The sequence below is a fragment of the Deltaproteobacteria bacterium genome, from assembly GCA_021159305.1.
Classification (GTDB): domain Bacteria; phylum Campylobacterota_A; class Desulfurellia; order JAGGSF01; family JAGGSF01; genus JAGGSF01.
Window position 1 is genome coordinate 1 of sequence record JAGGSB010000069.1, and the last position, 22,437, is coordinate 22,437.

Annotated in this window: 22 protein-coding genes; 16 read left to right on the forward strand and 6 right to left on the reverse strand. The window is 36.4% G+C overall.

The genetic code is table 11. The annotated features are described in order from the left end of the window. The first annotated feature begins 51 nt into the window (after window positions 1-51). The 5 genes from J7J10_04280 to J7J10_04300 all read left to right on the forward strand — a co-directional run bounded on the left by J7J10_04280 (window position 52) and on the right by J7J10_04300 (window position 3,572). Window positions 52-450 (forward strand): hypothetical protein, encoded by a 399-nt coding sequence (locus J7J10_04280; GenBank protein ID MCD6130147.1) that lies wholly within the window; start codon window positions 52-54, stop codon window positions 448-450. Between the two features lie 118 nt (window positions 451-568). After that, complete coding sequence (locus tag J7J10_04285; protein ID MCD6130148.1) at window positions 569-847, forward strand: hypothetical protein; 279 nt, start codon at window positions 569-571, stop codon at window positions 845-847. Continuing rightward, window positions 844-2,301 (forward strand): pilus (MSHA type) biogenesis protein MshL, encoded by a 1,458-nt coding sequence (mshL, locus tag J7J10_04290; protein MCD6130149.1) that lies wholly within the window; start codon window positions 844-846, stop codon window positions 2,299-2,301. Before J7J10_04285 ends, mshL begins: the two co-directional genes overlap by 4 nt. Further along, the gene (locus tag J7J10_04295) at window positions 2,301-3,143 is read left to right on the forward strand and encodes a hypothetical protein (protein ID MCD6130150.1); all 843 of its coding nucleotides are present in this window, start codon (window positions 2,301-2,303) and stop codon (window positions 3,141-3,143) included. Before mshL ends, J7J10_04295 begins: the two co-directional genes overlap by 1 nt. Window positions 3,144-3,152: 9 nt before the next feature. Then, complete coding sequence (locus J7J10_04300) at window positions 3,153-3,572, forward strand: PaaI family thioesterase (protein MCD6130151.1); 420 nt, start codon at window positions 3,153-3,155, stop codon at window positions 3,570-3,572. Here the strand turns inward: J7J10_04300 and J7J10_04305 are convergent. After that, window positions 3,562-4,521, reverse strand: coding sequence for an NAD-dependent epimerase/dehydratase family protein (locus tag J7J10_04305; protein ID MCD6130152.1), 960 nt, complete (start codon window positions 4,519-4,521; stop codon window positions 3,562-3,564). The two genes, J7J10_04300 and J7J10_04305, sit on opposite strands and share 11 nt — an antisense overlap. Window positions 4,522-4,655: 134 nt before the next feature. On the opposite strand from J7J10_04305, the gene J7J10_04310 reads away from it, so the two are divergent. Genes J7J10_04310 through J7J10_04330 form a run of 5 tightly spaced genes read left to right on the forward strand, consistent with a single transcriptional unit; the run spans window position 4,656 to window position 10,423 of the window. Further along, window positions 4,656-5,315, forward strand: a complete 660-nt coding sequence (locus J7J10_04310; protein ID MCD6130153.1) for a histidinol phosphate phosphatase domain-containing protein — start codon at window positions 4,656-4,658, stop codon at window positions 5,313-5,315. Further along, window positions 5,312-6,385 carry a PQQ-binding-like beta-propeller repeat protein gene (locus J7J10_04315; GenBank protein MCD6130154.1) on the forward strand — a complete coding sequence of 358 codons (1,074 nt, stop codon included), beginning with the start codon at window positions 5,312-5,314 and terminating at the stop codon, window positions 6,383-6,385. The genes J7J10_04310 and J7J10_04315 overlap by 4 nt, the downstream gene beginning before the upstream one ends. Before the next feature lies 1 nt (window position 6,386). Further along, on the forward strand, window positions 6,387-7,763 hold the full coding sequence (locus tag J7J10_04320; GenBank protein ID MCD6130155.1) for a DegQ family serine endoprotease: 1,377 nt from the start codon (window positions 6,387-6,389) through the stop codon (window positions 7,761-7,763). Next, entirely contained in the window at window positions 7,756-9,615 is a 1,860-nt protein-coding gene (ftsH, locus tag J7J10_04325) for an ATP-dependent zinc metalloprotease FtsH (protein ID MCD6130156.1), read from the forward strand. Before J7J10_04320 ends, ftsH begins: the two co-directional genes overlap by 8 nt. After that, window positions 9,578-10,423: a universal stress protein gene (locus J7J10_04330; protein MCD6130157.1), complete on the forward strand. Its 846-nt coding sequence runs from the start codon at window positions 9,578-9,580 to the stop codon at window positions 10,421-10,423. The genes ftsH and J7J10_04330 overlap by 38 nt, the downstream gene beginning before the upstream one ends. Here J7J10_04330 and J7J10_04335 read toward each other — a convergent pair. Genes J7J10_04335 through tsaE form a run of 5 tightly spaced genes read right to left on the reverse strand, consistent with a single transcriptional unit; the run spans window position 10,413 to window position 15,692 of the window. Further along, window positions 10,413-11,621 (reverse strand): type II secretion system F family protein, encoded by a 1,209-nt coding sequence (locus J7J10_04335; protein MCD6130158.1) that lies wholly within the window; start codon window positions 11,619-11,621, stop codon window positions 10,413-10,415. The genes J7J10_04330 and J7J10_04335 overlap by 11 nt on opposite strands. After that, window positions 11,622-12,686 (reverse strand): type IV pilus twitching motility protein PilT, encoded by a 1,065-nt coding sequence (locus J7J10_04340; protein MCD6130159.1) that lies wholly within the window; start codon window positions 12,684-12,686, stop codon window positions 11,622-11,624. A 2-nt stretch (window positions 12,687-12,688) separates the two neighbouring features. Then, on the reverse strand, window positions 12,689-14,476 hold the full coding sequence (tadA, locus tag J7J10_04345) for a Flp pilus assembly complex ATPase component TadA (GenBank protein ID MCD6130160.1): 1,788 nt from the start codon (window positions 14,474-14,476) through the stop codon (window positions 12,689-12,691). Continuing rightward, window positions 14,473-15,279, reverse strand: coding sequence for a shikimate dehydrogenase (aroE, locus tag J7J10_04350; GenBank protein ID MCD6130161.1), 807 nt, complete (start codon window positions 15,277-15,279; stop codon window positions 14,473-14,475). The genes tadA and aroE overlap by 4 nt, the downstream gene beginning before the upstream one ends. Next, window positions 15,276-15,692: a tRNA (adenosine(37)-N6)-threonylcarbamoyltransferase complex ATPase subunit type 1 TsaE gene (tsaE, locus tag J7J10_04355; GenBank protein ID MCD6130162.1), complete on the reverse strand. Its 417-nt coding sequence runs from the start codon at window positions 15,690-15,692 to the stop codon at window positions 15,276-15,278. The genes aroE and tsaE overlap by 4 nt, the downstream gene beginning before the upstream one ends. A gap of 78 nt (window positions 15,693-15,770) precedes the next feature. Here tsaE and purH point away from each other — a divergent pair, with 78 nt between their 5' ends. From purH to hslU, 6 genes are read left to right on the forward strand one after another with little or no spacing between them, the layout of a single operon-like run. Continuing rightward, entirely contained in the window at window positions 15,771-17,270 is a 1,500-nt protein-coding gene (gene purH, locus J7J10_04360; GenBank protein ID MCD6130163.1) for a bifunctional phosphoribosylaminoimidazolecarboxamide formyltransferase/IMP cyclohydrolase, read from the forward strand. A 54-nt stretch (window positions 17,271-17,324) separates the two neighbouring features. Next, the gene (gene tig / locus J7J10_04365) at window positions 17,325-18,614 is read left to right on the forward strand and encodes a trigger factor (GenBank protein MCD6130164.1); all 1,290 of its coding nucleotides are present in this window, start codon (window positions 17,325-17,327) and stop codon (window positions 18,612-18,614) included. After that, on the forward strand, window positions 18,614-19,219 hold the full coding sequence (gene clpP / locus J7J10_04370; protein ID MCD6130165.1) for an ATP-dependent Clp endopeptidase proteolytic subunit ClpP: 606 nt from the start codon (window positions 18,614-18,616) through the stop codon (window positions 19,217-19,219). The genes tig and clpP overlap by 1 nt, the downstream gene beginning before the upstream one ends. Continuing rightward, window positions 19,203-20,462, forward strand: a complete 1,260-nt coding sequence (clpX, locus tag J7J10_04375; protein ID MCD6130166.1) for an ATP-dependent Clp protease ATP-binding subunit ClpX — start codon at window positions 19,203-19,205, stop codon at window positions 20,460-20,462. Before clpP ends, clpX begins: the two co-directional genes overlap by 17 nt. Beyond that, window positions 20,459-20,992: an ATP-dependent protease subunit HslV gene (gene hslV, locus J7J10_04380; GenBank protein MCD6130167.1), complete on the forward strand. Its 534-nt coding sequence runs from the start codon at window positions 20,459-20,461 to the stop codon at window positions 20,990-20,992. Before clpX ends, hslV begins: the two co-directional genes overlap by 4 nt. After that, window positions 20,989-22,344, forward strand: coding sequence for an ATP-dependent protease ATPase subunit HslU (gene hslU / locus J7J10_04385; protein MCD6130168.1), 1,356 nt, complete (start codon window positions 20,989-20,991; stop codon window positions 22,342-22,344). Before hslV ends, hslU begins: the two co-directional genes overlap by 4 nt. Window positions 22,345-22,437: the final 93 nt, after the last annotated feature.

The window sequence follows — 22,437 nt, forward strand, 5'->3', positions numbered from 1 at the left end:
CTATATGGATAATAAAGGGGTTTTTTCTATAAAGTGTATTAGGAAAAGATTATGAATATTTCTAAAAAAACAGTGTTTTTCTCTATAATTTCATCTGTAGTTCTGTTTATTTGCTTGTCTTTTTTTTACTACACTGCTACTTTGAGGAAAGATATTAGTGGTAAATTAGAAGCTCTGGATATTTGTCTTAAGAAGGTACAGCAGGAAAAACAAACAGTGAAATTAATAACGAATTTGAAAGAAGAGATAAAAAAAGAGGGGTTATCTATAGAATCACAAAAACCTATCAAGATAAGTGCTGAATTTACAGGGAAGAATATTTCTACAATTATCAATTATATTAACAACACTTATTACAGTGGCGGACTTTTTTTTGTCGAGAAATTTGCAATAGATGTAGATGTAAAAGAAGGTAGTGTGCAATATGCTATTAAAGGAAAGAAATTTTAGATTGTTTTTGCCGTATGTCATAGCCTGTATTGCTTTGCTGATAGTGTTTTTTTCTTATAAACCAAGATCTAGACTTGAATTACCCCATGTTGAGGCTATAAATATCAACACAGGGGGTGTGAAAATAGAACATGTAGAAAACCTATATTATGAAGGGTTACCTAACCCATTTATTGGTAAAGAAAGAACGGAACGATCGATTGTTCAAAGGGGTACTGTTGCATCTCCCAAGCATATCCTCTCGCTTATTATTATCGGTAATAAGAAAATGTGCATCATAGATGGGAAAACGATGAGAGTGGGAGAGAAAAAGAATGGATTGAAGGTATTAGAAATAGAAAGAAATAGTGTGATTGTTTTAGAAAACGGGAAGAAGGGGCGGTTAAATATAAAATGAGAAAAATAGTTTTTTTGGTTTTGGTTTTGTTTTTGGTTACCGCTTGCGTTGCAAATAAGAATATAAAAAGAGAGGAACGCACCGTTGTTCCCCCGCCACCTAAAAAAGAAGCGGTAATCTTAAAGCCTATTATTAAGAAAATATCCCCCTTAGATAATAAATATTTTACATTAAGTGCGAAAGGGATAGATTATAAGGTCGTTTTATACGAGATAGCTAAGGATGCAGGTTTAAATCTTATCATTAAAGAAGATGCTGATTCTGTTGTTCCAGAAAATGCGCATTCTTTGACAGTGAATTTTATAGATCTACCGCTTAGGCAAGCCTTAAATATACTGACAAAGTCCAACAATCTCTTTTACGAGGTAAAAGAAAATGTGCTGTATATAAAAGGATATTCTACGATGGTTTTTCATCTGGGTTTTGTCTCTCATATTCGTTCTTCTACTCTCAATGTAGGAGGAGATGTTCTGGGGGGAGTAGCTACAGAGAATGTAACAAACCCCTTAAGCGGTAACTACGCTCTCAAAGGTTCGGTGAAGGAAGATGCGACTGATATCTATAAGCAGGTTGAAAACGGCATCAAGACATTTTTGTCTGGGAATGGAAAATACTCCCTGGATAAACTCACTGGCACACTGGTTGTGTACGATCAGAGAAAAAATTTAGACAGAATAAGCACATACATTGATAATGTGATGAGAGCTTATGGCAGACAAGTTCTAATAGAGACAAGAATTGTTGAGGTAAGCCTTAATAAGGATAATGAACTGGGAGTTGATTGGCAGGCAATGGGGCATAAGATATTGAACAGAAAATTTGAGTTGAATATGTCACAAACATTGGCTCTTAGTAGTCATACCTTCAGTGTGGGTGTGGCAGGTATTAGAAGTGGTGTAACAGGTGATAAAGCTCTGCTTACTGCTTTGTCCACCTGCGGTAAAGTACACATTATCTCCAATCCCCGGATTCGTGCCTTAAATGGACAACCAGCGTTGATCAGTGTGGGCAAATCTGTTTCTTATATTAAAAAATTGGAATACGAAACGGAAACTGTCACCGGTGGAACGACGACAACAAAACCTACGGTAGAGATCTCTTCTATATTTGACGGAATATTGTTAGGTGTAACACCATATATTAATAAAGATGGAAATATTCTGTTGAGTATTACACCTATAAAGAGTGACATAGAATCATTAAAAGAAGTAAAAATTGGCACCAACACATACACATTACCCCAAGTAAACCTAAGAGAAACATCTACTGTGGTTAGAGTAAAAAGTGGAGACATTGTTATCCTGTCCGGTCTAATTGGAAAAAAAGAAGAAAAGAATGAAAGCAAAGTGCCTCTTTTGGGTGATGTTCCTGTAGTGGGAAATGCATTTAAACAACAAACAAAAACTGTACATAATATAGAATTAGTTATTTTTATAAAGCCACGAATTATCTAATGAGCAAGTTATATGAAGCACTAAAAAAGATAGAGAAAAAGGAGTTGGGGAGAAAAGGAGACAAAAAGATACCCTACACCCTACACCACAAAAGCACGAAGCATCTGTTGGTGATTGTTGTATTTTTGCTGATTATTTTTGCTGGTGGTTTTATAATTGTAACATATACAGAAAAAAAGATTGCTCATATACCTCCTGCTGTTGGTAATTTGGTCAAACAGGTAAACGAGCCATATAAACAGCAGATAAAAAAGGAAATAACCAAAGAAACTGTAAAGAGGGAGGAAAAAGTAACTGCAGTTGAGGAAATGCCGCCGGTGAAAAAAGAAAAAACCGCAATAGTTAAGAAGAAGCTTGTTTTGGCACATACGTCAGAAGTAAAAAAAAATGAAAAGAAAAGCGTTAAAAAGCCCGTTAGAATTAAAAGAGCGATGTTGTCGGATATAAAAAAAAAGCCCATACAGAAAAGGATGTCTACTTACAATATTACAGCTCTTAGTTTGGAGGCACAGAGGAGGGTAGAGAGAGGAGAAATAGAAAAGGCAGTAGACATATATAAAAAGTTACTTCGTATAAGGAAAAGGGATGTATATTTAATGAATAACCTGGGTGCATTGTATGTAATGGAGGGTAAATATACCAACGCGCAACAGATATTAAAGAAGGCTTACGATATCTGCACAGATATAGACATTGCTTTAAATTATGCCAATGCTTTATATAGGGGGGGAAATAAAAGAACTGCCCAAACGGTTTTAAAACATATTAATCCTCTGTTTTTAAAAACAGGTGAGCAAAAGGAAAGTTATAGAACCTTGAAATATCTTCTGGAAAACTGGTGAAATAATATTATGGAAGAGTTCAATTCAAAATACTGTTTTGTTTGTGGTAGGGAAAATAAAGATGGTTTTGGCTTAACATTTTATAAGAAAGGAAACCATATAGAAACTACAGTAAAGATTCCCTCAAGATTTAACGGATACAAGAATATTGTTCATGGCGGCATCATTTCTACATTATTGGATGAGGTAATGAATTGGGCAGCGTATGCATTATCTAAAGATAGGAGATATTGTGTGACGGCGGAGATAACAGTGCGTATTAAGAAATCCATTCCTGCAGAAAAAAAACTCTTGTTATGGGGTGAGATGGTTGAGGATAAGAAGAGAATGCGCATCTGTAGTGGAAAGATATTAATAGAAAATGAGGTTTTTGCTACAGGAGTAGGAAAGCTAATACCTGTGAAAGGTGAATCTCTTCTTAAAGAGTAATGTTGTAATATGACATGTACCATGAAACAAATCTTTCTATACCTTCTTCAATGCTTACTTTGGGATGGAACCCCAGCATTCGCTCGCTTTTCCTTATATCAGCGTAAGTTTTAGGCACATCTCCTTTTTGTAATGGCAGGTATACTCTTCTGGATTTTTTATTTAGCCTTTTTTCTATACAGGATATAAAGCGTTCTAAGGGGATGCTCTGGCCTCTTCCCAGGTTGAATATTTCGTATTCAAAAGGTTTGTTTAAAGATGTAATCGTCCCATCCACAATATCATCAATATATGTAAAATCTCTTTCCATTTTCCCGTAATTATACACTTCTATGATTTTCCCTTCAGTTATTGCCTTTGTAAACTTAAATAGAGCCATATCCGGTCTGCCCCAGGGTCCGTAAACAGTGAAGAATCTTAAGCCTGTTGTGTTTAAATGATATAGATGATGATATGCATAAGCCATGAGTTCATCAGCCTTCTTTGTTGCCCCATATAAAGATAACGGTTTTTCTACGGTATCATCGGCGGAAAAGGGAATTTTTTCATTCCCTCCATATACACTGGAAGAAGAGGCATATACAAAATTATTTACATTATACCTACAAGATAACTCAATTATATTCAAGAAACCCCTAATATTTGACTGTTCATAAGTGAAAGGATTGGTTAGCGAATATCTCACCCCAGCCTGGGCTGCCAGATGACACACAATATCAATTTTAGCTGTTTCAAATACCTTCTCTAATTGTTTAAAATATGCGATATTCAATTTCCGAAAGCTGAAGTTTTTTTCCTTTAATAAGAGAGATAATCTGTCTTTTTTTAATTTTACACTGTAATATTTGTTTAGATTATCTATGCCAATGACCGTGTTTCCCTGAAAAAGCAGCTTTTCTGCCACATGAAATCCTATAAATCCTGCACAACCCGTTACTAAATAAACCACGGTGGCATTATACCTTGACAAACGGCCGTTTGCAAGCAAACGACTTCGTCGTTTGTCTTGACAGCTAAAAAATGCAACATTATACTGAAACTGTTAATATTTTTAATACTTATTGAATGTTGGAGGTAAATATAGTGATTGATTTCCATACTCATACACTATTTAGTGATGGCGAGTTGTTGCCTTCAGAATTAGCCAGAAGAGCAAAAGAGATAGGTTATCGTAGTATATGTTTTACCGATCATGTAGATATGTCCAATATGGAAACGGTGGTAATAGATGTGAAAAAAGCTGTGGGTGGTTTGGAAAAATACTATGCTTTATATGTATTTGCGGGAGTAGAAATCACTCATGTTCCACCCCTTTTAATAAAAGAGATAGTTAAAGAAGTGCGGCTGATGGGAGCAGAGGTAGTTGTTCTTCACGGAGAGACAATTGCGGAGCCGGTAGCAGAAGGCACAAATAAAGCGGCAATTGAAGCGGGAGTGGATATATTGGCCCACCCCGGTCTAATTACAGAAGAAGATGCGTATTTAGCCAAGGAAAAGGGTGTATTTTTGGAAATTTCTGCGCGTAAAAACCATTCTTTAACCAACGGCCATGTGTGGAGTATGGTTAAAAAAACGGGAGGTAGATGTGTAATAAACACAGATACACATGCTCCTGAAGATTTGATTAACAAATCTTTTGCTCGTAGGATCTTGTTAGGTGCGGGCATGAATGAAAAAGAGGTTAAAAATACATTTAATAATGCAGAGTTCCTTCTGCGGGAATTGATAAAGAGGAGAAGATGAAAAAAATATTTTTTGTTTTAGTTTTTTTGCTAATTTTTACCACTGAAGCAGGGGCAAGTTATTATGTGGACTATCGTGTTGCTCCTACTCTAAATACTATTCATATCATTAGCATAGGAAAAGTGGGTAAGGTTTTCCCCGCTGTAGATGGAGATTTTCTCTATATAGGGAACAAAGATGGTAGATTTTATAAAATTAACTGGAGAAAGCGTGATGTTATATGGAAGATAAAATTGAAAACTTCTGTAGAATCATCTGCTGTCTGTTTAAATGATGATGTGTTTATAGGTGATAACAGTGGAGCACTGTATTGTATAGACAAATCCTCCGGGAAGATAAAGTGGAAAAAGCAATTTGACTTTCCCGTATTGGGGAAACTGAATATCTATAAAAACAAAATTTTCTTATGTACTGAGGATAATTCTGTATGGTGTGTTTCAGCCAATTTAGGGGAGGTTTTGTTTGCTTTTCACAAGCCTTATGAAATGGTAAGTTTAAGAGGAGTTTGTTCACCTGTATTTGATGGAGATTTTATGTATGTTGGCTTTAATGATGGCTATATATACAAGGTGGATTTATCTACAGGTGGAGAGAAATGGGGGATATTTGTTGGCCAGGGAGAAAAATTTTTTGATGTAGATGGAGATGTTTCTCTGTCGCAAAATATTGTATTTGTAACTTGCTGCAATGGATGGACGGCAGCGATAGACAAGAAAGAGGGACAGGTTATATGGAAACGCCAAATCTCTTCTTATTCAAATGTCGTAGCTACGCCTGTATTTTTAGTTGTTCCTGCAAAGGATGGTAGAATGATAGCGCTGGACCTGGATAGTGGCGAGGAAATATGGAAGCTTAAGATTTCTCATAAACCTATTTGTGCTTTTACTTTTGTGACGCGTGACATAGTATATGCGCTTACTCAGGAAGGTAAAATAATCGCTATTGACGAAGAAGGGAAGATTGTTAATACAAAAAAATTAGATGGGAGTTTTAATAGTGGTTTTTCTATTTTTAATAAGAGGTTATTTGCTGTAAGTGAAAAAGGAAAGATATTTGTTATTGGAGAATGAGATGATAAAAAAGATCTTTCTTATAATTTTTATTGCATTTTTTTCCACACCTGTTTATGCTCTAAATGTTTCGTCATCTGTAGCTCAAAGAGAAAGTTTTTCTCCTATTGTAGAGAAGGTATTGCCGGCAGTTGTTAATATTCGCACCACACAGATTGTAGAGGGAATCCCATTGACAGGTTTCTTTGATAAGAATGACCCATTCTATCAGTTTTTTAAGCGGTATTTTAATGAGATGCCTCGTGAATATCAGCAAAAGTCATTAGGTTCTGGTTTTATTATTTCTCCTGATGGATATATTTTGACCAATAACCATGTAATTTCGCGGGCAACCAAGATAAAGGTGAAATTACTTTATACAGGCAAAGTTTATGATGCAAGGGTAGTGGGAAGCGATCCCAAAACAGATGTCGCACTCTTGAAAATTAAGGCGTCCCGGAAACTGCCTACAATAGCTCTGGGTAATTCCGACAATATAAAAGTGGGAGATTGGGTTCTGGCGGTAGGCAATCCGTTTGGATTAAATGGCACTGTTACCTGGGGCATTATTAGTGCCAAGGGAAGGGTTATTGGACAGGGTCCTTATGACCATTTTCTGCAAACAGATGCTGCCATAAATCCTGGTAATTCTGGCGGGCCGCTAATAGACATGAATGGAGAAGTTGTTGGTATAAATACCGCTATCGTAGCCTCGGGCCAGGGCATAGGGTTCGCTGTTCCTGCAAATGTAGTGAAAAAACTCATTCCGCAGTTAAAAAAAGGAAACGTTGTTCGGGGATGGCTAGGGGTGCTGGTTCAGAATTTAACACCGGACATGGCAAAGTTTTTTAAGCTTTCCAGCACCTCAGGTGCAATTGTTTCACAGGTAGTGAAAAATAGTCCAGCAGATAAAGCAGGAATTAAAGAAGGAGATGTGATTGTAGAGTATAATGGGAAAAGGCTAAATTCTGCCACCGACCTTCCATATATGGTAGCATTTACAAGACCGGGAGAAACAGTGAATATAAAGGTTGTTCGTGATGGAAAAGAGATTATAAAGCATGTAACGGTAGGAAAGAAACTGAAGAAAATTGCCATGGAGAGGGGAGAAGAAAATAGATTAGGAATAGTAGTGGCAAATATAACTCCTTATGTGCAAAAAGAATATAATTTGAAAACAAACAATGGGGTTGTAATAACAGATATAAAAGAAAATAGTATTGCTCACCTCTCCGGTTTAAGAAAGGGAGATATAATATTGGAAGTGAATAGAAAAAAGGTGGAAGGTGTAACAGATTTTAACAAAAAGATAAAAAAAGCACTGGATAAAAAAATCATTCTTTTTCTGATTAACAGACAAGGTAACCAAATTTACCTTTCCATATCTGCCCATGAATAATAAAAATAAGAAAGATAAAGATTATAAGATTATCAAGTTATCCATAATGTATATTTTAATTGCCTTTGTTCTTGTTTATCTATATCAAGGTTTTTTCGGTGCAAAGAGGGAGACAATTTTTTATAGTACATTCAAGGAATTTGTAGCTCAGGATCGTATTAAGTCTTGTAGAGTATCAGAGAAATACATAAAGGGTATTTATATAGATAAAAGCGGGAAGACGCGTGATTTTGTTACTATCCCGGTTAAAGATCCAAAATTGACCGATGAGCTTATCACTCATGGGGTAAAATTTGAGGGTGTCCCCTCTGCTGACTGGTTGACCAATCTTATCTTTGGGTGGGTAATACCTTTTGGCATTCTTTTTCTTCTATGGTTTTTTATTATTAAAAAAGCAGGGGCATCTGGTAAGGGTTTGTTTAGTTTTGGTAAGGGGAGATATAAAATTTATTCCAGTGAGCGTCCTGATGTAAAGTTTAACGATGTGGCAGGCGTAGAAGAGGCAAAGGTAGAAGTGAAAGAGATAATAGAATTCCTGAGGGATCCACATAGGTTCCAGAGATTGGGCGGAAAAATGCCCAAAGGGGTGCTTTTAGTGGGAGCTCCTGGTACAGGCAAAACATTGCTGGCTAGAGCCACTGCAGGTGAAGCGGAAGTTCCATTTATCAGCATTACCGGTTCGGCATTTATAGAATTGTTTGTAGGTGTAGGAGCAGCACGGGTGAGAGATCTCTTTGCAGAGGCAAAGAAATTAGCGCCATCTATTATATTTATTGATGAAATTGATGCTATCGGTCGAACTAGAGGTGCGGGTGGATTTACCACTCATGAGGAAAGAGAGCAGACTTTAAATCAACTCTTAGCAGAAATGGATGGTTTTGATCCCAGCGGGGGGATTGTTGTTATGGCAGCGACAAACAGACCGGAGGTCCTTGATCCTGCTCTGCTTAGGCCAGGTCGTTTTGACCGGCAGATATTGGTGGATAAACCGGACATAAAGGGAAGAGAGGAAATTTTAAGATTACATGCAAAGAAGATAGTATTGGGAGAAGATGTAGATTTAAAAGTGATTGCCCAGGAAACACCAGGTTTGGTAGGAGCAGACTTAGCCAATATCGTTAATGAAGCAGCGCTCTTGGCAGCCCGAGAAAATGTAGAAAAAGTTTATAAAAAACATTTTGAAGAAGCTATAGACAGAAGGATGGCAGGTTTAGCAAAGAAAAACAGGGCGATGAGTCCTAAAGAGAAAAAAACTGTTGCTTACCATGAATCGGGCCATGCTATTGTTGGTTATCTACTAAAGGGAATAGAAGTTGTGCATAAAGTATCCGTTATTCCAAGGGGGGTTGCTGCATTGGGCTTTACTCAGCAAAGACCCACAGAGGAGCATTATCTAATGCGCAAAAGTGAGATTTTGGATAAGATATGCATGCTGTTTGGTGGAAGGGTGGCAGAAGAAATCGTATTTAGTGATGTATCTACAGGAGCACAAAATGATCTCTATACAGCTACGGAATTAGCTCGAGCTGTGGTGACACAATTTGGGATGAACAAGGAATTAGGTCCTATTGTTTATGAAAGGGAAAGGCAGCCTCTCTTTTTGCCTACGCCATTTTCACCTAAAGAAACATACTACAGCCAGAAAACATCGGAAGCTATTGATAGAGAAACGAGAAAAATTATAGACTATTGTTACAATAAAAGCCAAAAATTGCTTTTAGAAAACAGGTCAAAATTGGATAAACTGGCTCAAAGGCTCTTAGAAAAAGAGATCGTGGACGAAAAGGAATTAAAGGAAATTATGGAGAGTAAAGATGACGAAGAGAGTAAAGCATCTTCTTACAGCGATTGATGCTTCACCATTTTCTAATGCAGCTATGTCTTATGCTATTTATCTGGCGAAACATACAGATGCTCAGATAAAAGCATTGCATGTAGTAGATATTGTAGCTTTAGAAGGTCCTTTTATATATGACATTAGTAGTGCTATAGGCATTGAACCTTTCTTTAATTTTACCGATCAGGTGAGGGCAGCATTAGAATTAAAAGGGGAAACACTCTTGCAATCCTTTAAGGAATTATGCAAGAAAGAGAATGTCAGTATATCCACCGTTTTAAAAACAGGTGTTGTTTCTAAAACAATATTAAAATATGCAGAGGATGCAGATCTTACAATAATTGGTAAACAAGGAGTTAATGCTAAATTTGAGAGAGGTTTTTTAGGAACAAACATAGAAGCGGTGTTGCGTAAAGCAGACAAAACACTTCTTGTTGTTCCGCATCATTTCTTTGATCCTCAACATATTTTATGTGGATATGATGGAAGTAAAATTGCTAAGCGAGCCTTAAGTTGGGCAGAGACACTAAGTTTTTACTTAAAGAAACCTTTAATCGTTGTTACCGTTTATAAGAAGGATAGACAAGGAGCAGAAGAAATCGTAAATGAAGCTAAAAATACAATTACAGGACATAATATTTCTTATAATATAATTGAAAATGAATCACCTTTATCAGGATTGTTAAATGCATTAAAAAAGGTAGAAAGACCGATTCTATGTTTGGGAGCTTATAGCAGAACTCGTCTGTCTGAAATTATACTTGGTAGCACCACAGAAGGTATAATCAAAAGGGCAGAAATTCCAATACTGGTTAGTGTATAACCTCTCCTAATTTGAATATTGGTAAATACATAGCGATGACGATGAAACCTATTATTCCTCCCAGAACAACGATCATTACAGGTTCCATTATGGAAGTAAGATTTTTAACGGTATCATCTACCTCCGCTTCATAGAATCTGGAAACATTTTCTAACATTTCATCTAATGCACCTGTCTCCTCTCCTACAGATATCATTTGAACAACCATCGGTTCAAATATATGCGCCTGCGAGAAAGCATTGGCTACAGTTTCTCCCTTTCTGATCTTGTCTCTTATTGAAGAGAGCGCATCTTCTATAACTTTATTTCCCGCTGTTTTAACAGCAATATTAATGGCTTCCAAAAGTGGTAATCCACCTTTTACCAATGAAGAAATTGTAGTAGACAGGCGAGCAACAATTCCTTTGTTGATTAATTTGCCGAACAGAGGTAGGTGAAGTAAAACATTATCTATAAACTTTCTTGCTCTCTCGTTTCTTTTGTGTAAGAGTTTAATTATTATCACAAGCGCGATGATGCCCAATATAATAGGTAAAAACGCTTTTCTAACAAACATGCTTATATTGATTATTATTGTTGTAGGCAGAGGTAAATGCATGCCCGCAGACTGATAAATTCCAGCAAAAGTGGGAATGACTTTTACCAGTATAAGAATGATTACTGCTATAGCCACTATACTTACAATAACAGGGTAAGCCAGTGCACCTTTAATCTTTCTTTTTAAAGTTAGTGACCTTTCTAAAAGGGCAGCTATATTTTCTAAAGATTCATCAAGATTGCCACCCATTTCTCCTGCTTCTACTGTACTTGTATAAAGTGGCGGGAATACATTTTTATGTTTCCTTAAAGCATCCGCAAAAGACAGTCCCTCTTCTATATTTTTCTTAACATCTCGCAAAATCTCAGCGAATTTCGCGTTTTTCTGCTGATTGGCAAGCACATCTATCGATTTAGTAAGAGAAACACCTGATTTCAGCATCACAAATAGCTGTTTTGTGGAAGTCATCAATTCTTTCTGGTTTACTTTTCGCTTAATGGGCAATGTTATCTTTCGTTTTTCCGTAGTTGGTTTTAGAGAAACAGGAATAAGCCCTTGCTGCTTTAGTTTTAAAATAGCCGATTGCTCGCTTATAGCATCTATGTTTCCCCTTAAAGAATTGCCCGTTTTGTTTTTCCCTTTCCATTTAAAAGTAGGCATTTATACTTTCTCCAACAGTGTTTTTAATTCTTCTTTTTTTAGCGATGCATCTATTGCCTGGTTGTAGGTAATTAATCCCTTATTATACAATTCAATCAATGATTGGTTAAGTGTTTTCATCTTAGTTTTTTCCTGTCCTGCCTGCATGGCAGAATAGATCTGAGGAATTTTATTTTCTCTGATGAGGTTTCTTATAGCGTTGTTGGGTATCATGATCTCCATTGCCAGCACTAAACCTTTATTATTCTTTCTTTTGAGGAGTGTTTGACTTGCCACACCCTGAATGACAGAAGAAAGTTGCACCCTTATCTGATCTTGTTGTTCTGCTGGAAATACATCAACAATACGGGTTATTGTTTCTGAAGCGGAGTTTGTATGCAGTGTGGCAAAGACTAAATGTCCTGTTTCGGCAGCTGTTAACGCTGCTCTTATTGTTTCTAAATCCCTCATCTCTCCAATCAAGATTACATCTGGATCCTGCCTTAAAACATGTTTTAAGGCAGATGCAAAGGTTTCTGTATCACTCCCTATTTCTCTTTGAGAAATCAGTGCTTTTTCATGCCTAAATAAAAATTCTATGGGATCTTCAATTGTTATTATATGGCAATTTTTTTCCTTATTTATTTTGTTTATCAATGCGGCTAAGGTAGTAGATTTTCCTACACCAGTGGGGCCTGTTATAAGCACAAATCCCTGGGAGAGGTTTGTAAAATCTTGAACTACTTTAGATATTCCCAGCCTTTCAAAGGATGGTATCTCAAAAGGTATGCTGCGAAAAGCACCTGCGACACTACTTCTTTGCATATACACATTAGCCCTGAACCGACTTATACCTTTTATGCCAAAAGAAAAATCCACATCTAAGTTTTGCTCAAAGTCCTTTTTCTGTTTTTCTGTCATGATGGAGTAACATAAGTCTTGTGTGTCGCCTGCTGTTAACACGGGATAGCCGTTTAAGTCTTTTAGTTCGCCAGCTATTCTAACTTTTGGTGGAGCTCCTGTAACCAGGTGAAGATCTGATGCACCCAAGTTAATAGTTTTCTTTAAAAGTTCAGTCAGATTGATCTTCATTTTTCCACATCCATAGTTACTCGCAGGACCTCTTCCACAGTGGTTATGCCCTCTTTTACCTTTTTAATTCCATTTTCTCTTAATGTGGAATTACCCTCTTTTATTACCTCTTTTCTCATTTCCTCTAAGTTTTTCCCTTTCAGGATCATTTGCTTAATCATTCTGGTTATAGGGATAACCTCGAATAGGGATGTCCGTCCTTTATACCCGATGTTATTACAATAGGAACAACCTTCTCCTTTGTATACCTTTGTTTTCTCATCTAAACCGAGTTTTCTCAGTGTCTTGGGTGGAACTTCTGCTTCTCTTTTGCAATAGGGGCATATTTTTCTTACCAGTCTCTGGGCAAGAGCTAAAATTAAGGTGCTTGCTATTAAGTAAGGTTCTATTTTCATATCTATAAGTCGTGCAATAGTAGAAATAGCATCGTTGGTATGTAGTGTAGAAAGTACAAGATGACCTGTCAGCGCTGCTTTTGTGGCAATCTCTGCTGTCTCCTCATCTCTGATTTCTCCAATCATTATTATGTCTGGATCCTGTCTTAAAAATGATCGTAGAATACGAGGAAAAGTGAGACCAATTTCTTCTTTTATTTGAACTTGGTTTATGCCTTCTATGTTATATTCTATGGGATCTTCAACGGTGAGGATATTTACCCCCTCTCTATTGATCTTATCCAATGCCGTATAAAGGGTGGTTGTTTTTCCTGATCCTGTAGGACCCGTCACCAAAATCACTCCATACGGGGCTTCAATTGCTTTTTTAACCTTTTTAATGTCTTCTTCTTCAAATCCTAAGTCTTCTAAGTTGAGTCCCGTAACATTTGTTCTGTCTAAGATTCGCAAAACCACCTTTTCTCCAAATATGGTAGGAACGGTGGATACCCTGAAATCAATGTCCTTACCATTTACCTTCAATTTAATTCTCCCGTCCTGAGGTAATCTCTTTTCCGCAATATTTAATTTAGACATAATTTTGAATCGTGAAGACAAAGCGGGGAAAATGGCTTTCGGTGGTTCCATCACTGTATATAATATACCGTCTATTCTATACCTTATGCGAAACAGCTTTTCGTATGGTTCTAAATGGATATCTGATGCATCTCTCTCTACTGCACCTTGTATAATCTTATTTGCCAATCTTATGATCGGTGACTCTCCTGCCTTTTTCTCTCCTGCTATTTCTTCTTCCTCCATGCTGGATGGAGCTTCTACTACATCTATCTCTTTTATCTCTTTTATTTCCTTATCTAAATCTAAGTTCATAGTCTTTTGCTTAAACAGGAGAACATCTCTTTCCTTAGGTTTTTTGTAATATTTGTCTATTGCCTCAGCTATCGAGTTTTCTGATGCGATGAGAGATATAATTTCCTTGCCTGTTATTTGCTTTATATTTTCTAAAGCAACAATGTTTGTAGGATCGGACATGGCTACCTTTATTTTCCCATTTTCCTCTGCTATGGGAATCAATTTGTATTTCTCAGCTACATCTACTGGTATTAAATTAATAACATTGTCTTCTATTGTAATCTTTTTAAAATCTACAGATTCACCGTTATCTGCCTGCAAGAAGGAGTACAGCTCGCTTTTTTCCAAATCCATAAATTCAAAACTTGCTTGTTTTTGCAAAAAGAACTCTAATTCATCCTCGGTGATGATACCCTCTTCTACTAATATAGCGCCTATTTCTTTTCCCGTTTTCTTTTGTTTTTCCAGAGCAATATCCAATTGCTCTTTATTGATTTTCCCTGAGCTTAAGAGTAATTCTTTTAACGGAATACTCATTTAAACAATCTCCCCAATTGGTTTGATGATGCTCTTTTATCTGTCCATATGTAAAATGAAATTAATGCTTGTTCTATAAGCATATCTTTCCCATCTATAGTTCTAATTCCCCTTCTTCTTGCTTCATATTGTAAAGGGGTTTCATCGTAGATAAGTTCATAAAAAACAGCATCCTTTTTTAAAATAGAAGGCGAAAAAAGCATTTCATCATCTTTGTTTAAGCCGCAGGATGTAGCATTTATTATTATCTTTGCATCTTTTAACATCTCTTCCTGTGAAAGTGGATACACCTTTACATTTTTAAATTTTTCCTTTAATTTTACAGCTTTTTCATAGGTGCGGTTGAACACCATAACAAAAGCATTTTCTTTTAATAGTGCATATACAACGGCCCTTGCCGCTCCACCTGCTCCTATTACTGCCACCTTTTTCCCTCCTATATGAGGAACATGCTTTTTTAATGATGTAATAAAACCTATGCTGTCTGTATTGTAACCCTTAATTTTACCTTGTTCAAGTTTTATTGTGTTTACTGCCCCTATAATGCGAGCTTCTTCATCTACCTCATCTATGTATTTCATAATTTTCTCTTTGTAGGGCAGAGTAATATTGCATCCCTGGATTTTTAGTGCTTTTAAGCCATTTACCGTATATTTTAACATATAAGATTCAACATCAAATGCTACATACACGGCATTTATGTGAAAATAATTGAACAAGAAGTTGTGAATACCTGGGGAAATAGAATGTTTTATGGGATGTCCTATAATTCCATACAATTTCGTTTCTGTCGTTATTTTCATGTTATTTTTATTATTCTTTTATTGTTTAAAATTGTAAATTCTATTTTCCAAAGAAATGTTATCATGTTTTCTATTTTTTCTCCCCACTCGCAAACAATTACCCCTTCCTTTTCAAAGATTTCTTCTATCTCTTCAACTGTTTTTAGTCTATATAAATCTATGTGATAGAATGGAATACATCCTTTATATTCCTTGACAATAATAAATGATGGACTGCCGCAAAAATCTGTTTCTCTATATCCCAGACCAGTGAAAAATCCGTGCGTAAACACTGTTTTTCCCGTCCCCAATTCTCCTATAAGGAGAATAACTATATTGCCTTTTTCTTTCATCCATTTTCTTTTTATAATTTTTGCCAATCTCTTTCCAAGAATAAAGGTTTGTTTCGGAGAGAAACTCGTAAATGTTTTCATCTAACCTTAACATATAATATAGCATAAAATATTGTCAATTCTTTTTTTATGAGATAGTATATTTAAAGGAGGTAGGAAATGGTAAAAGTAAAGCGGGCACTTTTAAGCACATTTGATAAGGAAGGATTGGAAAATCTAGCTTCTACATTGTCTAAATTGGATGTAGAAATTATTTCCACTGGAGGCACAAGAGATTTCTTACATAAAAATGGAATAGATACGACATCTGTTGGAGAACTTACGGGTTTTCCTGAAATGTTTGAGGGTAGAGTGAAAACACTGCATCCAAATATATTCGGAGCTATTCTTGGCCCTCGAGACAGCAGGGAAGAATTTGAAAAATTTTCGCTAAAGCCTATAGATATGGTGGTGGTGAATCTTTATCCTTTTGAAAAGATGATAGGTGAAAGTGAAGATAAGCTTATTGAGAATATAGATATTGGTGGAGTAGCTTTGCTGCGTGCAGGAGCAAAAAACTTTAAATATGTAGTTGTTCTTACCGATATTAAAGATTATCAGTTAATAGAAGAAGAACTCATAAAAAACAAAGGTTTTACCTCTTATGAGCTAAGAAGATATCTGGCTGGTAAAGCATTTTCCCTTACTTCATATTATGATGCTATGATTAACAATTATTTTGCGGATGATATAAAAAGAGACTTTGCCTTACCTCTAAAATTTATACATTCTTTAAGGTATGGAGAAAATCCTACTCAAGAAGCGATATTGTATGGAAAACCGAAGACTAAGTTTTTTGATGTTCTGGGCGGAAAGCAATTGTCTTTTAATAACATCTCTGATATTGACGCTACTTTTAGGTTGTTGAAGGAATTTGATGAGCCATTTTCGGCGATAATAAAACATAGTAATCCTTGCGGCGCTGCATGTGCGGAAGATGTTAAAGAAGCCTTTTTGAGAGCAAAAGCATCAGACAATATATCTTATTTTGGAGGTATAGTTGGTTGCAACAGGAGTGTAGATAAAACATTAGCCGAAGAGGTTACAAAAGACTTCTTTGAAGTGATAATAGCGCCTTCTTTTACGCACAGTGCATTAAATATCTTAGCTAAGAAAAAGAATTTGAGAATTATAAAGATTTCAATGGACGCGGATATAAGCAAATGGGATATGAAAACTATATGTGGCGGGTATCTTACTCAACAGACAGATGATAGAAGAAAAATAAACTTTGATGTAGTAACAAATATAACATTAAGTGAAAAAGATGAAGAAGATCTATTTTTCGCCTGGAAAATAGCAAAACATGTAAAATCTAATGCCATAGTTATAACCAATAATAAACAGGTGTTAGCTATAGGTGGAGGAGAAACGAGCAGGATAGATGCCTTAAGGGTAGCTGAGTTGAAAGCTTCTATTAGAAAACACAAACTTAAAGGTGCCGTAATGGCATCGGATGGGTTCTTTCCTTTTGCTGATTCTATTGAATTGGCTAGTAAAATAGGCATAAGAGCCATCATTCAGCCTGGCGGGTCTATAAGAGATAAAGAGGTGATAGATAAAGCGAATGAATGTAAGATACCTATGGTATTTACACATGTTAGATGTTTCAGGCATTGACCTTTTAATATGTGTCTGGTAAACTTTGCTCAAATTAAGATAAGGAGTAGTTAAATGTGGAGTTCTACAATTGAGGATGTAAAACCAACTAAGAAGAAAATCTATATGAAGTTGCCTTTTGAGAAAGTTGCGCAAAGGTTTGATGAATATGTAAATCGTTTAAGAAAAAATGTAACTATAAAAGGTTTTAGAAAAGGGAAAGCGCCAAAAACGCTGATATTACAGCAATATGGAGAAGAAGCAAAACGGGATACAACAAAAGAGCTTTTAAAAAACGGTTATCAAATAGCGACCGACAAGTATAAATTGGAACCGGTATCTGAGCCTGCATTTACTGATTTAAAGAATGAGGATAATACTCCATTTTCCTTCAATATTATAGTAGATGTAAGACCAAAATTCGAATTAAAAGAATATAAAGGAATAGAGATAGAAAAAAAGAAAGTGGAAGTTACCGATGAAGATGTAGAAAAAGCGATTCGTAGTTTGCAGAGTGCCTTTGCCAAATTAGAGGATATAAAAGAAAGAAAAGTCAAAAATGGTGATGTAGTAATAATAGATGTGGAAGCAAGGGAAGGAGAGAAAAAGATAGATAGTATAAGCGGAGATAATGTTTATTTAGAATTGGGCAGAGGAAATCTTAAGGTTGAAGGAATGGAAAAAGAAATTGTGGGCATGGAGGTAGGAGAGAAAAAGTCTTTTGAAAAACAATTTCCGCAGGATTATTCTGATGGAACATTGAGAAATAAAAAGGTTACATTCGTCATAAGTCTTAAGACAGCAAGAGAAAAACATCTTCCTCCTATAAATAATGACTTTGCCAGCAAGATAGACAAAAGTCTTAATACAATAGAGGATTTAAGGAAAAAACTCAGGGAAAGAATACAGCGAACGAAAGAAGAACAAGAAGAAGCAAGAGAAAAGGATGAAATGATGGAAAAATTACTTGGACAATATGATTTTGATCTTCCTGATAGTTTGGTGACACAGGAAACAAGTGCAATGATTATGGGCTATCTACGAGAGCTACATTACAGAGGAATTGACATTAAGCAGGAGAAATATGAACATTCTAAGATGAGAGAAAAATTTGAGCCAGAGGCAAGGAATAGAGTGAAAACAACATTTATTCTCCTTAAAATAGCGGACAAAGAAAAGATGAGTATTAATGAGAAAGAGCTAAAGGAATTTATAAGCAAAGACGCACAAACAAAAGGTTTTTCTACTGATGAACTTTACGAAAGGTATGCAAAAGAGAATGTATTGTCCCTGGTTAAAACAGATGCATTAAGTGAAAAAGTAGTAGATTTTCTCTACAAAAATGCAATATTTAAGGAGCAATAATGGGGTTAGTGCCTATTGTTATTGAAAAAACACCGCGCGGAGAGAGAGCCTATGATATATTTTCCAGACTTCTTAAGGAAAGAATTGTTATCTTGGGAAACGCTATAGATGATGAGGTGGCAACTTCTATCACCAGTCAGCTACTTTTTTTGGAATCTGAGAATCCCGATAAGGATATTTATATGTATATCAACAGTCCAGGAGGTGTTATCACTTCAGGTTTTGCCATCTATGACACAATGCAGTATATAAGACCGCAGATTGCCACTATATGCATAGGACAGGCAGCATCTATGGCTACTATTTTCCTGGCGGCAGGAAAGAAAGGGAAGCGTTATTCGTTGCCGCATTCGAGAATAATGATTCATCAACCTGCAGGAGGAGTCCATGGCAAAGCTACAGAAATTGAGGTTCATGCTAGAGAGATACTTAAATTAAGAAAAGATCTAAATAAGATTCTCGCCTTTCACACTGGTAAAAGAATATCTACTATTGAAAGAGATACGGAGAAGGATTACTTTATGAGTCCGGAGGAGGCATTAGAGTACGGTATAATTGATGAAATATTAATTAAAAGAGGGGAAAAGAATGAAAGATGTGAATAATGAGTTGAGATGTTCATTTTGCGGTAGAACACAAAGCGAAGTGAAGAAACTTATTGTCGGCCCTGGTGTTTATATATGTGATGAGTGTGTGGTATTGTGCAATGGTATATTAGCGGAAGATGAGGTAAAAAACAAAAGACAGGGAGATAAGAAACTTCCTGTACCAGAGGAGATAAAAAGACAGTTAGATGAATATGTAATTTCTCAGGAAGAAGCGAAAAAGACACTTTCTGTTGCTATTTATAATCACTACAAGAGAGTTAACCGCCTACGCAGTATGTTACCTCAACTGAAAGGTGTAGAGTTAGAGAAAAGCAATGTCTTATTGATCGGACCTACGGGAGTGGGTAAAACATTGTTGGCAAAGACGATGGCTAAGATACTTGATGTTCCATTTGCTATTGCTGATGCTACATCCCTCACAGAAGCAGGGTATGTAGGAGAAGATGTGGAGAATATACTGGTAAGATTACTACAAGCAGCAGATTACAATGTATCTTTGGCGGAGAGAGGCATTGTTTATATTGATGAGGTAGATAAGATCGCCAGAAAATCTGAAAATGTTTCTATAACCAGAGATGTTTCAGGGGAAGGCGTGCAACAGGCATTGTTAAAAATTATCGAAGGCTCTATAATTAATGTTCCTCCATACGGTGGAAGAAAACACCCTCAGCAAGAATTTATTCAAATAAATACAGCAAATATATTGTTTATATGTGGGGGAGCGTTCAGCGGTTTGGAAGACATCATAAAGAAAAGGTTGGGACAATCAAGCATAGGATTCAAAGAACCTGTTAAATCCAAGACAAATGAGGACGCAAGAAAAATACTAAGACAAGTAACAACAGGTGATCTTTTGTCTTATGGGCTTATACCTGAGCTCATCGGTAGATTGCATATTACAACTGTTTTTGATGAGTTGAGTGAAGATGATTTAGTAACAATCCTCACTAAGCCCAAAAATGCGTTACTAAAACAATATGTTGAGTTGTTTGAGTTAGATGGTGTATCTCTGGTTTTCACGGATGATGCTATTAAAAAGATAGCACGGCTGGCTACTAAGAGAAAGGTCGGGGCGAGAGGTCTTCGTAGTATTACAGAAGATGCGATGATTGATATAATGTACAGCATTCCCTCTGAAAAGGATATTACTAAGTGTGTTATAAATGGCGATTGTATTGAAAAAAAAATCAAACCATTACTTGTAAGAACAACATCTAAAAAGGTGAGTTCCAAGATATGAAAGGCACAACAGTTATTGCTGTCAAAAGAGATGGAAAAACAGCTGTTGCTTGTGATGGGCAAGTAACGATGGGAAATTATGTGGTAAAGGCTGGAGCCAGGAAGATAAGAAGGCTATATAATGATAAAGTCTTGGCAGGATTTGCAGGTTCTACAGCAGATGCATTTACATTGTTTTCTCGTCTGGATAATAAATTGGCTGAGTTTTCTGGCAATCTTACCCGGGCATCAGTGGAATTGGCTAAAGACTGGAGAACAGATAAAGTTTTGAGGAGATTGGAAGCGGTGATGCTTGCCGCTGACAGAGATAATATGTATCTCATCTCTGGAGCAGGAGATGTAATGACTCCTGACGACAATTTATACGGCATTGGCTCGGGTGGACCTTATGCTTTAGCTGCAGCACGAGCGCTGGTTAAATACACAGATTTAGATGCAAAGAGTATTGCTGTGGAAGCTGTGAAAATTGCATCTTCCATTTGTATTTACACTAATGGAAATATCATTGTGGATGTATTGGAGGATAAATGAGAGATTTTACACCTCGGGAAATTGTTCAATATTTGGATAAATATATCATTGGACAAAACGAAGCAAAAAAAGCGATAGCTATTGCTTTAAGAACACATTATCGCAGGCAGCTTTTGTCTCCGGAAATAAAAGAGGAAGTTACTCCTAAAAATATTCTCATGATTGGCCCTACCGGCGTAGGTAAAACGGAGATTGCTCGCCGCATCGCAAAACTGGCAGATGCTCCATTTATAAAAGTAGAAGCATCTAAGTTTACGGAAGTAGGATATGTGGGAAGAGATGTGGAGTCTATGGTAAGAGATCTGGCAAGAGTAAGTATGGAAATGGTAAGAAAAGAAGAATTTAAAAGGGTGGAAAAAGGAGCAGAACAAGCAGCAGAAGAGAGAATATTGGATGCACTGATTCCTCCTCTGGAGACAGGCGTTTCTCAGGAAGCAGAAGATGCTATGGCAAAAGAGAAAATAAAAAATACCAGGGAAAAGTTTAGAGATAAGCTTCATAAGGGAGAATTAGATAAAAAAACTGTGGAAATTTCTATCAATGAGTCTTCCTCTGCTGGTCCTATTCCAATGGTAGAGGTCTTTGCACCGAATTTAGAGGATCTGGATGCCAATATTAAAGATATGTTGGGGAATTTTTTGCCGAAGAAGAAGAAGAGAAAAAAGGTGAAGGTAGAAGTAGCAAAGAGATTGCTAAAAGAGGAAGAAGCACAACGGTTAATTGACAATGATAAAATAATAGAAGAGGCTAAAAGGCGAACGGAACAAAGGGGTATTATATTCATTGATGAGATAGATAAAATTGCAGGTAGAACAGGGGGTTCCGGCCCGGATATTTCTCGGGAAGGTGTCCAGAGAGATATTCTCCCTATCGTAGAAGGAAGTGTAGTGAATACAAGATGCGGTACGGTGCATACAGATCATGTTCTATTTATTGCCGCAGGAAGTTTTCATACGGTTAAACCTTCGGATCTTATTCCTGAACTTCAGGGCAGGTTTCCTATTCGGGTAGAACTCAAACCATTAAAAAAGAAAGATTTTGTAAATATATTAACAGAACCAGAAAATGCATTGATAAAGCAATATGTGGAGCTTTTGAAGACAGACGGCGTAAAGCTCTCTTTTAAAAAGAATGCAATAGAAAAGATGGCAGAGTTTGCAGTAGAGGTAAATGAGCAAGCAGAAAACATAGGAGCGAGAAGATTACATACAATTTTAGAAAAATTGTTGGAAGATATATCCTTTGATGCACCATCCAGCGGTAAAAAGACTATTGCTATAAATGCTCAATATGTGGAGAAAAAACTTTCTAATATTGTAGAGGATAGAGATTTAAGCAAATATATACTTTAATTAAATAACCTCGCCGTTTGGCGTGGGGTATCATTAGATGTCATTCCGCCCCCGCATCGGTGTGCGGGGTGACATTACTTGATGCGGAATCTG

Bases quoted from the DNA above. Each gene is read 5' to 3' on its own strand.
- J7J10_04280 (MCD6130147.1), top strand. From the start codon at position 52: ATGAATATTTCTAAAAAAACAGTGTTTTTCTCTATAATTTCATCTGTA.
- mshL (MCD6130149.1), top strand. From the start codon at position 844: ATGAGAAAAATAGTTTTTTTGGTTTTGGTTTTGTTTTTGGTTACCGCT.
- J7J10_04295 (MCD6130150.1), top strand. From the start codon at position 2,301: ATGAGCAAGTTATATGAAGCACTAAAAAAGATAGAGAAAAAGGAGTTG.
- J7J10_04300 (MCD6130151.1), top strand. From the start codon at position 3,153: ATGGAAGAGTTCAATTCAAAATACTGTTTTGTTTGTGGTAGGGAAAAT.
- J7J10_04315 (MCD6130154.1), top strand. From the start codon at position 5,312: ATGAAAAAAATATTTTTTGTTTTAGTTTTTTTGCTAATTTTTACCACT.
- J7J10_04320 (MCD6130155.1), top strand. From the start codon at position 6,387: ATGATAAAAAAGATCTTTCTTATAATTTTTATTGCATTTTTTTCCACA.
- ftsH (MCD6130156.1), top strand. From the start codon at position 7,756: ATGAATAATAAAAATAAGAAAGATAAAGATTATAAGATTATCAAGTTA.
- J7J10_04330 (MCD6130157.1), top strand. From the start codon at position 9,578: ATGACGAAGAGAGTAAAGCATCTTCTTACAGCGATTGATGCTTCACCA.
- J7J10_04335 (MCD6130158.1), bottom strand. From the start codon at position 11,621: ATGCCTACTTTTAAATGGAAAGGGAAAAACAAAACGGGCAATTCTTTA.
- tadA (MCD6130160.1), bottom strand. From the start codon at position 14,476: ATGAGTATTCCGTTAAAAGAATTACTCTTAAGCTCAGGGAAAATCAAT.
- aroE (MCD6130161.1), bottom strand. From the start codon at position 15,279: ATGAAAATAACGACAGAAACGAAATTGTATGGAATTATAGGACATCCC.
- tsaE (MCD6130162.1), bottom strand. From the start codon at position 15,692: ATGAAAACATTTACGAGTTTCTCTCCGAAACAAACCTTTATTCTTGGA.
- purH (MCD6130163.1), top strand. From the start codon at position 15,771: ATGGTAAAAGTAAAGCGGGCACTTTTAAGCACATTTGATAAGGAAGGA.
- tig (MCD6130164.1), top strand. From the start codon at position 17,325: ATGTGGAGTTCTACAATTGAGGATGTAAAACCAACTAAGAAGAAAATC.
- clpP (MCD6130165.1), top strand. From the start codon at position 18,614: ATGGGGTTAGTGCCTATTGTTATTGAAAAAACACCGCGCGGAGAGAGA.
- clpX (MCD6130166.1), top strand. From the start codon at position 19,203: ATGAAAGATGTGAATAATGAGTTGAGATGTTCATTTTGCGGTAGAACA.
- hslV (MCD6130167.1), top strand. From the start codon at position 20,459: ATGAAAGGCACAACAGTTATTGCTGTCAAAAGAGATGGAAAAACAGCT.
- hslU (MCD6130168.1), top strand. From the start codon at position 20,989: ATGAGAGATTTTACACCTCGGGAAATTGTTCAATATTTGGATAAATAT.